Genomic DNA, 8,627 nt, shown 5'->3' with positions numbered 1-8,627 from the left:
CAGGTACACGGCGACCGAGGCCAGTCCGGCGCCGACGAAAGCGAACCAGACCAGCCCCGATGCGCTCGTCGTCCCGAACGCCCAGATCGCGAGGACGACGGCGAATGCAGCACCGGCGTTCACACCGAGCAGGCCGGGGTCGGCCAGCGGATTGCGCGTGACCCCCTGCATCAACGCTCCCGCCGTCCCGAGTGCAGCGCCGACGAGCAGGCCGAGCATCGTGCGCGGCCACCGGAGCTCACGTACGATCAGATGATCGGTGACCGATCCGTCGTAGGCGGCCAGCGCATCGATCACCGTCGACCACGCGATCGACTTGGCACCGACCGCGAGCGAGAGCAGCGCGGCGAACCCGACTGCCGCGACCAGCACGACCAGTCCTGCGACCCGGCGTCGATTCGAGCGCACCCGACCGTTGCCGATGACGGGGCGGCGTTCGCTCGACGCCTCGCTGACGCGCGGAACGTCGTCCGTTTCGATCATCACGACCATGGTGATAGGTAAACCTAACGTCGCAGCGCAAGGAAGCCCATCATCATGCACGGACACGTCGTCGCGGCACCGTCGTCGCGTTCGCACGACGCCGCGAGCACGGCCGTTTCGGACAACGTCGGCATCGACCTCGGCTGTTTGCGGTGCCGTTGCAGCCACGAAGTCAGGTAGGCCTGGAGCGCGTTCGAGGTGGTCACGGACACGGAACCCGTGCCGAGGACATGAACGCACAGAACTCGTCCTGGCTGACGATCCAGGTGCCGTCGACGAGGTCGATCGAGCCGGTCTGGTCGGTGTATGCCGGGTTCTCCCCGAAGTTCACGTCGTAGACGATCTCGGCGGAGTCACCCTTCACCTCGACGTCGGTCGGGAGGAGGCTGATCCCACCCATCGTCTCGCCGGCGGCCGCGTAGGCCTCGGCGGCACCGCTCAGGCTGTCGGCGTCGGCCAGGTGCGCCGACTTGTCGTCGAACGCGACGGTCGAGTCGAACACGACCGCCCACGCCGCAGCCGCTTCGTCGGCACTCTCCCCGGCGTCATCGACTGCATCCGCAGCGCCACCGTTCGATTCCGCCGGCACGGCGCCGACCACGGCCGCCGACGGAACGACCGTCGTCGGATCTCCGTCCACCGCAGCTTCGAGTTCGGGGACCAGGCGGTTGAGGACGTACTCCAGGCTCAGCGGGCTGCCGTGCGAGAACGCTCCCGACAGCTCGATGTCGGCGAACACCTCACGTCCCTCGGCGACCGCGTCGAGGGCGGAGCGTGTCGGCAACTGTTCGAGGATCCCGTCGATGGCTTCCTGCGAACCGGCGACCCACACGAGGGCGTCGACATCGAGCGGGGTGATGTCCTCCGGGCTCAGCTCCAGGTAGAACGAGCCGTCGCCGCCCGAGTCGTTGACATCGGGAATCTCGAAGCCGAGGTCGACCATGATCCGGCTCCTCGTGTCCTGTGATGTGTACGCACCAGGTCCCTGCTCGGTGACGAACGCGACCGACGCGGTCTGGCCGTCCCACTCGGGATGCGCATCGCGGGCGGCCTCGAATCGTCCCTCCAGGTCCGCGACCACCTCGTCGGCACGGTCGGACTGCCCGATGGCTCGCCCGAGGATCTCGGTCTGCTCCTGCCACGGGGTTCCGAAGTCGTCGTAGGTGTCGGATTGCGCGACGGTCGGAGCGATCGCGGCGAGCAACTCGTAGTCCTGGTCGGTCATCCCCGACCACACGCCGACGATCAGGTCGGGTTCGAGGGCTGCGATCTGCTCGAAGTTGAGCGCATCGGCAGCGATCACCTCAGGCGTTGCGTCACCGAGCTCGTCCTGCGCCCACGGCCACACCGAGTTCGGCTGCTCGCCGTACCAGTCGCGCAGGCCGACGGGGACGACGCCCAGCGCGAGCAGGAAGTCGTGCTCGTTGAAGCCCACCGAGACCACCCGGGTCGGCTCGGCGTCGATCGTGGTCGAGCCGAACTTGTGCTCGATCGTGACCGGGAACGCGTCCGCCGCATCGGTCATCGTGTCCTGCGATGCGGTGTCGGCGGTCCCGGCGACGGTGTCGCCCGAATCGTCCGTCGGGCTCGATCCGGTCGGGTCGTCGACGGTCACCTCGGTCGCGGGCGCATCGGTCGAGGGCGCATCGGTGGACGCGGAACCGGACGACGAGTCGGACGAGCCGCATGCGGCCAGGAGCAGAGCTGCGACCAGCGCGCCCGAGACGAGACGCCGATTCACGACACACCTCCTGCGGTCTCGTTGCTCGGGGCGAGCCGCGACACGTCGCAGCTGAGCTCCTCGACGAGGCAGGCGCCCGCGGCGAGCACGGCGATCTCGTCGAGCATGTGATGGAAGCGCATGTCGCTCGTGGTGATCGCCAGCACGGTCACGGCGAGGCCGCTGTCCGGCTTGACTGCGGCATGCATCGCCTCGTCGGGGACGGCATCGAGGCCGACGTCCGCGAGAACCTGCGCCACGCGATCGGGGAGCAAGGTCGTCGCGATCCAGCGCTGTTCGATCCCGTTGCGACAGGTCGAGAACACTCCCCCACCGACGTCGGTGAGCGCGCCGCCGACCGAGATGTCGACGAGATGCTCCGACAGGTCCGGCTGGTTCGGGCACGCGCTGGCTGCGACGACGCGGCGCATCGCACACGGGCCGTTGTCGGCGTGGGCGCCCTCGCCGACGACGACCGATTCTCCGCGGTCGGTCCGCAAGTGGAGTTTAGCGCCGGGCACCGTGTGGCTGAGTGCCGTCGCGAGACGAAGGCGTTCGAGTGGTTTCATCAGGGTCTCCTCGGAGGATGGTGGAAGGGTTGGATCGGCGGGTGAAGGATTCGGACAGCTGGGGTGCCGGTCAGGCCGGCGTCGCCGAGCTGGCACGGCGGACGAGTTCGATCGATGCGGCGCGCACCTGCTCGGGGGCAGTGAGCGGTTCGACGAACGCGACCCGCGCGGTCGCGAGGTGGTCACTCCCGGAGCGAGCGTCGAACGTCATGCCGTAGCGGTCGATCGACGTGACGTCGGCGCGCTCCACCTCGGCGACCCCGGCGAGATGCCGAACGATCGCTGCGCACGAATCGGCGTGATCGGCGTTGAGATGGTCGATCATCGGCGATGCGGCCGGGATGACGGGATCGGCGCTCGCCGCGCGGTACTCCTCGCCGGTTCCCCACCCCATCACACCGAAGCCACCGACGTATCGGAGGTTCGCGACGTCGAAGCGCCACCACGAGAAGTCGGCGAAACCGACGTAGTGGCGAGCAAACGGGTGGACGTCGAGATGCGCGTCGATCTCGCAGTCCGATGGCTCATACGGGACGAAGCTGCCGAGCACGGTGACGCGAGAGAGCGACAGCGGGTCGACGCCGGGTTCGGCAAGCGCCTCGACGAGCACGCTCGCCCGGGGATCGCGTCGCAGGTTCTGGGTGTGCTCGGCGAGGTCCGAGATGCAGACCACCGGAGCGCCGTTCGCGAGGACCGAGTACGGAGCGATCGACGCGTACGGGTGACCGGACCACGTGAGCGTGCTCAGCGTCGCGATGCCGCCCGGTTCGATCAGCGTGCGGGTGAGTTCGGAGAAGGACGGGAAGCTCGAGGTGTCGCCGACCGTCGGAGGTCCTGCGGTCTCGTGCGGGCCGGCGGGCGCGTGGCGGGTTTCGGTTGGTGCGTTGGTCATCAGATGTCTCCGTGGAGGTCGGTGATCAGTTGGTCGAGGAGGGCGCCCGTGCGCGGGCCGTTGCCGAGCAGGTACTGGTCGTCGTAGACGAGGATCCGGCGCTGCCGGCCGGCGGGGGTTTCGGCGATTCCGTCGATGTCGAGCAGACCGTCGACGCCGCCGACGGATTCGAGTCCCCGCTCGGGGACGATCAACGCATCGGGGGACGCTGCGAGCAACGCCTCGGCGCTGATCGCGGCGTAGTCGTCGACGCCGAGGTCGGCGGCGATGTCGGTCGCTCCCGCTGCCTCGATGAGCCAGTCGACGCCGGAGCCCTCGCCGAGGAGCAGTTGGACACTCTCACCGCGCAGGTACAGGACACCGACCCGCGGCGACGACGGTGCCCGCTCGGCCCGCTCGCGTGCCGCGGCGATGGCCTGATCGACGCTGTCGGCCAGTTCGTCGCCCGCGTCGACGACGTCGAGCGCGGCGGCGACCGCGCGGATCTTGTTCCCCGGTCCGTCGGACGTGCTCTCGCGATCGATCACCGTGGTCTCGACTCCGAGCCGGTCGAGCGCGTCGAGCGTTTCCGCGGGACCGGCGAGGTCGGTGGCGAGCACGGTCGTGGGTTCGAACGCGAGGATCGGTTCGGGTGCGAGCGCACGCTGATAGCCCACCTCGGGAAGCGCATCGGCGTCGGCCGGATAGGTGGCCGAGATGTCGGTCGCCACCACCTGCTCGCCGAGGCCGAGTGCGAACACGATCTCGGCGAGGTCACCGTCGACGGGCACGATGCGCTGCTCGGTCACCGCCGGTGCGGTCGCTGCGGATGGTACGTCTGTCGGCGCCGAGGTCGTGTCCGCAGCCCCGACCATCTCGGATGCGGAGGTGCCGGCCGAGCCGACGTCACAACCGAGCGTCGCCACACCGACGACGAGCGCCAGGGCACAGAGTCTCGCCGTCGGTGTCATGACGCGAGATGTTAGGTAATCCTAACTCTCATTGCAAGCCCAGGTTACATCGCGCTCAGAATGGCGTTCTCGTGATCTGTTCGCGCACGGAGCGCCAGAAGAGTTCACGAGATCGGCTGGGTCCGGCGCTGGTCGGGCGCGGGCGGTCAGGCGATGTCGTCGAGCGGGGTGGGGAGCGCCTGGCCCTCGGTGTCGGTGAGTTGGTCGACCAGCGCCAACGCGACCACGACGGTCGCCGACGCGCACAACGCACCGCCGACTCCGTACAGGGCATAGCCGAGCACCGCGGCCACGATCGGGACTGCCGGTCCGAGGTGGAGCGACCGCTCGTCGATGCGCGGCCGCCAGACGAAACCTTCGAGCGACTGGAGCCCCAGGGCGACAGCCACCACCGCAGCAACGGCGTACAGCGGGACGAGACCGAAACTGAACACGATCAGCGGGAGCCAACCGAGAACGATTCCGAGGTACGGCAGCATCCCCACCGTCGCTGCGAAGAGCGCGAGCAGACCGGCTGCGGGCGCATCGATCAGCACCGCCCCGATGTACACGGCGACGCCGTTCACCACGCCCTGGACCAACGAGGCACCGACATAGATCTGGGCCCGGCGGGTTGCTTCGGGAACGGCCGCATCGAGCGCGTCGCGCTGTTGGTGAGGCAGGAGGTCCAGACCGCCACGGAGGAGGCGCTGCCCGTAGATCAGCAGGAAGATCGTGAGGATCATCGTGATCAGATAGGTCGGCGCCGAGAACGCAGCGTTGCGGAGCGAGTCGCCTGTGGACCCCACGTTGTCGGCCAACCGCTCGGTGACCTCCGCGACCTGGTCAGCGAGTCCGATGTCGGACGCGAAGGTGCCGATCCGATCGCCTCGCTGTTCGATTGCCTCGGCGATCGCTGGCCCCTGATCGTTCAACCGCTCGACCTCGTCGTGCACGCCGGTCGAGAAGACGAAGGCCACGCCGACGATTGCGAGCACGAGGAGCACGAAGCTGAGCACGCCGGCCACCGGGCGCGGAAGTACCGCGTCGAGACCTCGGACGACCGGTGCGATGAAGAGCGCCAGAAGCGACGCGGCCACGGCCCACCCGAACACCTGGTGCGCCGCCACGAACACGTTGCGGACCAGGATCACTCCGAGGACGCCCGCTGCGACGAGCACGGCAGTGCGCGCACGGGGCTGCAGAACTCCGGTTCGCTCGGCAACCTGCCGGACGGGCATCGCACTAGTGTAACGATCGTGAGTGACCGGGGTCCGGACGACCGTGACTCATCGAAATCGGCCTCCGGTTCGATGCGTCTCGACGTGATCACCGTCGCCATGGTCGGCCTCGGGATCCTCATGGCGTTGGCGGTTCTCGCGATCTTTCGCACCGCGCCGGATGCCCTCACGGCGCTCAGCATCGGGGTGGTGTTCGCACTTGCACTCGACCCCGTCCTGCGCGCCACACAGCGCCGGTTGCGCTGCAGTCGAGCCATCGGCACCGTCATCGTCGGAATCGGTCTCACCACACTGCTCGGCGGCACGTTGCTCCTGCTCGGACCTCCCGCTGCCGATCAGGCCAGCGAGTTCGCCGACGAACTGCCTGCGACCATCGAGGCGTTCTACGACTGGCCGTTGGTCGGTGAGCCGCTCGAGAACGCCGATGCGATCGGCCGCGCCGAACGATTCGTCGACGACCTTCCGAATCGGATCAACGCCGACACGATCACGAGCGCTGCGGACCGTTTCGTCAGCAATGCCGCGACCATCCTGCTCGTCCTGGTCACCGCGATCGCGGTGTTGTTCGACGGTGAGGCGCTCGTCGCCCGGGTGCGTCGACTCGTGCCTCCGGAGAACCGCGAACGTGCCGACGAGGTGGGCCGGATCGTGTATCAATCGGTCGCGCGCTACTTCGCCGGCTCGGTATCGGTCGCGCTCCTCAACGGGATCGTCGTGCTGATCGCCGGGCTCGTGCTCGGTGTCCCCCTGGCGCCGCTGGCCGCGATCTGGGCTGCGCTGACGAACCTCATCCCGCAGATCGGTGGATTCCTCGGCGGCGCATTCTTCGTCGTGCTGGCATTGACCCAGGGACCGCTCGTCGGCGTCATCGCGCTCGTCGTGTTCCTCGCCTACCAGCAGACCGAGAACAACGTGATCCAACCGCTCGTGATCGGGCGAGCCGTCGATCTGTCGCCACCCACCACGATGCTCGCAGCACTCATCGGCGGCGCTGCTGCGGGCGTTCCCGGCGCCCTCGTGGCGACACCGATGATCGGTGCGGTGAAGTCCGTCTGGATGTCGACGCATGCCACCGACGAGTCGGATTCCGACGGGGAGTCAGACGGCGATTCCGACGGAGACGACGATGACTCCACGATCCTGTCGCGCCTGCTCAGCCGGCTGCGGCCAGGTCACTGAAACCCCCGCCCCGGCCCCTGCTCCGGTCCCTGCACCAGCCCCTGCGCAAGCCCCTGCGGCGAGCCCCCTGCGCCGGCCTCCGCAAATTTCGCCTGATCGTGACGCCAGCCGTCCAGATCTCCCGAAATTTCGGGGCGTGGACTCGGTGAGCGGCGATCTCATGAACTGTTCGCGCACGGAGCGCCGGAAGTGTTCACGAGATCGGCGGGCCCGGGTCGGGGGCGGGGTCGGGGTCGGGGTCAGGGCGGCCCGGGGTCACACCGCGTCGAGGGCCTGGGTGAGGTCGGCGATGAGGTCGTCGATGCCCTCGATCCCGGTGGAGTAGCGGACGAGTCCCTCCGGGATGCCGAGCGCAGCGCGTTCCTCGGGCGTGCATTCGACGTGGCTGGTGGTCGCCGGTGGACCGATGATCGTCTCGACCGATCCGAGGTTGGCGGCCCGGTGGGCGTAGCGCATGTGCGGGAGGAACTTCTTCACCGACTCGAGACCGCCGTCGAGCGCGAAGCTCAACATCCCACCGAATCCGCTCATCTGCCTGGCAGCGATGTCGTGCTGCGGGTGGCTCGTGAGTCCGGGATAGTTGACCCGCGTGACCCGGTCGTGGCCTTCGAGGAACGACGCGACGGCGTGCGCGTTCTGGGCCTGCCGTTCGACGCGCAGGTGAAGCGTCTTCATGCCGCGCAGCAGCAGGTAGGCAGCCATCGGATCGAGCGTCGCACCGTTGATCTCGCGGTAGTGGTACACCTTCTCGACGAGGTCGCGGCGTCCGGCGACGACGCCGCCGAGCGCATCGGCATGCCCGCCGAGGAACTTGGTGGCGCTGTGGACGACGAGGTCGGCGCCGAGGCTCAGCGGGAGCTGGTTGATCGGTGTCGCGAACGTGTTGTCGACCATCACGATCGCACCCTGGGCGTGGCCCGCCGCGATGAGGCGCGGCAGGTCGAGGACTTTGAGCGTCGGGTTGGTCGGGGTCTCGAGATAGAGCAGGTCGCATCCCGCCGCGATGGCGGTCTCGATGGCCTCGAAGTCGGTCGTGTCGACGAGGTCGACCTCGATGCCGATCGACGGCAGGAACTCGGTGAACAGCAGGCTGGTTCCGCCGTAGGTGTCCTTGACGGAGACGACCTTCGACCCCGGCCTCAGCAGCGCGTGCAACGAGTTCGAGATCGCGGCCATCCCGGTGGCGGCGGAGGTCGCTGCTTCGGCGCCCTCGAGGATCCGCAGTTTGTCCTCGAACACGGCGACGGTCGGGTTGGTGTTGCGTCCGTAGATGTGGCCCTTCGCGACGCCCGTCGCGACGTCGTACCACTCGTCGAAGTCGTCGTAGCCGAACGAGACGCTGTGGACGACGGGCACCTGCGTGGCGCGGTCGACCAGATAGCGGTCCTCCCCTGCCCAGACCGCCAGCGTGGCTGGGCTCGGTCGTGTGTCGGCCGGATCGGTGGATTCAGTCATGACGGGTCCTTCATGGTCGTGGTCACAGCGTTGTCTACCAGTCGGTTGCGGTCCAGCCGGGCCGATCGTCCGCTCGTTCGCCGGAGTCACCGCGATCGCCGAGCTGTCCACCGTCCCTCGAGCGTCCCGCCCCGGAATTTCGACAGATCGTGACGGAAG

General features: G+C 68.3%; 9 protein-coding genes. 1 reads left to right on the top strand and 8 read right to left on the bottom strand.

From position 1 onward, the window contains the following. The 7 genes from WBV89_RS10365 to WBV89_RS10335 form a co-directional block, all read right to left on the bottom strand. Positions 1–483, bottom strand: a 483-nt coding sequence (locus tag WBV89_RS10365) for a FecCD family ABC transporter permease (protein ID WP_423981266.1), incomplete at its 3' end; no start/stop codon positions are given. A 23-nt stretch (positions 484–506) separates the two neighbouring features. Continuing rightward, positions 507–689 (bottom strand): hypothetical protein, encoded by a 183-nt coding sequence (locus WBV89_RS10360; protein ID WP_423981265.1) that lies wholly within the window; start codon positions 687–689, stop codon positions 507–509. Next, on the bottom strand, positions 686–2,224 hold the full coding sequence (locus tag WBV89_RS10355; RefSeq protein ID WP_423981264.1) for an iron-siderophore ABC transporter substrate-binding protein: 1,539 nt from the start codon (positions 2,222–2,224) through the stop codon (positions 686–688). Before WBV89_RS10355 ends, WBV89_RS10360 begins: the two co-directional genes overlap by 4 nt. Beyond that, positions 2,221–2,772: a hypothetical protein gene (locus WBV89_RS10350; RefSeq protein ID WP_423981263.1), complete on the bottom strand. Its 552-nt coding sequence runs from the start codon at positions 2,770–2,772 to the stop codon at positions 2,221–2,223. Before WBV89_RS10350 ends, WBV89_RS10355 begins: the two co-directional genes overlap by 4 nt. Before the next feature lie 70 nt (positions 2,773–2,842). Continuing rightward, on the bottom strand, positions 2,843–3,664 hold the full coding sequence (locus WBV89_RS10345) for a HugZ family protein (RefSeq protein ID WP_423981262.1): 822 nt from the start codon (positions 3,662–3,664) through the stop codon (positions 2,843–2,845). Then, complete coding sequence (locus WBV89_RS10340) at positions 3,664–4,614, bottom strand: heme/hemin ABC transporter substrate-binding protein (protein ID WP_423981261.1); 951 nt, start codon at positions 4,612–4,614, stop codon at positions 3,664–3,666. The genes WBV89_RS10345 and WBV89_RS10340 overlap by 1 nt, the downstream gene beginning before the upstream one ends. A gap of 146 nt (positions 4,615–4,760) precedes the next feature. Beyond that, on the bottom strand, positions 4,761–5,834 hold the full coding sequence (locus WBV89_RS10335; RefSeq protein ID WP_423981260.1) for an AI-2E family transporter: 1,074 nt from the start codon (positions 5,832–5,834) through the stop codon (positions 4,761–4,763). Positions 5,835–5,852: 18 nt separating this feature from the next. On the opposite strand from WBV89_RS10335, the gene WBV89_RS10330 reads away from it, so the two are divergent. Next, positions 5,853–7,013, top strand: a complete 1,161-nt coding sequence (locus tag WBV89_RS10330; RefSeq protein ID WP_423981259.1) for an AI-2E family transporter — start codon at positions 5,853–5,855, stop codon at positions 7,011–7,013. A 255-nt stretch (positions 7,014–7,268) separates the two neighbouring features. Here WBV89_RS10330 and WBV89_RS10325 read toward each other — a convergent pair whose 3' ends face one another. Then, the gene (locus WBV89_RS10325; protein ID WP_423981258.1) at positions 7,269–8,468 is read right to left on the bottom strand and encodes a cystathionine gamma-synthase family protein; all 1,200 of its coding nucleotides are present in this window, start codon (positions 8,466–8,468) and stop codon (positions 7,269–7,271) included. Between the last annotated feature and the right edge of the window lie 159 nt (positions 8,469–8,627).

Source organism: Ilumatobacter sp. (assembly GCF_049588435.1).
GTDB lineage: Bacteria > Actinomycetota > Acidimicrobiia > Acidimicrobiales > Ilumatobacteraceae > Ilumatobacter_A.
This window is presented reverse-complemented; position numbering and strand designations above follow the sequence as displayed.